Below are 304 nucleotides of genomic sequence, written 5' to 3'. Positions count from 1 at the left end.
TACTTAGTGACTCACTTTCGCTTAATGATTCGGACGTACTTAGTGACTCACTTTCGCTTAATGATTCAGACGTACTAATCGATTCACTTTCACTTATTGATTCGGATGTACTTAGTGATTCACTTTCACTTAGTGATTCAGACGTACTTAGTGATTCACTCTCACTTAGTGATTCAGACGTACTGATTGATTCGCTTTCGCTCAATGACTCTGATGCACTAATTGATTCACTTTCACTTATTGATTCAGACGTACTAATCGATTCACTTTCGCTCAATGACTCTGATGCACTAATTGATTCACT

The 304-nt window shown here is 37.5% G+C and carries 1 protein-coding gene; it reads right to left on the bottom strand.

The genetic code is table 11. The features are described from left to right. The coding region (locus tag CD138_RS13390; RefSeq protein ID WP_180991068.1) for a hypothetical protein at window positions 1-304 on the bottom strand (304 nt) is incomplete at both ends.

The sequence above is a fragment of the Staphylococcus intermedius NCTC 11048 genome (assembly GCF_002902385.1).
Lineage (GTDB): Bacteria > Bacillota > Bacilli > Staphylococcales > Staphylococcaceae > Staphylococcus > Staphylococcus intermedius.
This window is presented reverse-complemented; position numbering and strand designations above follow the sequence as displayed.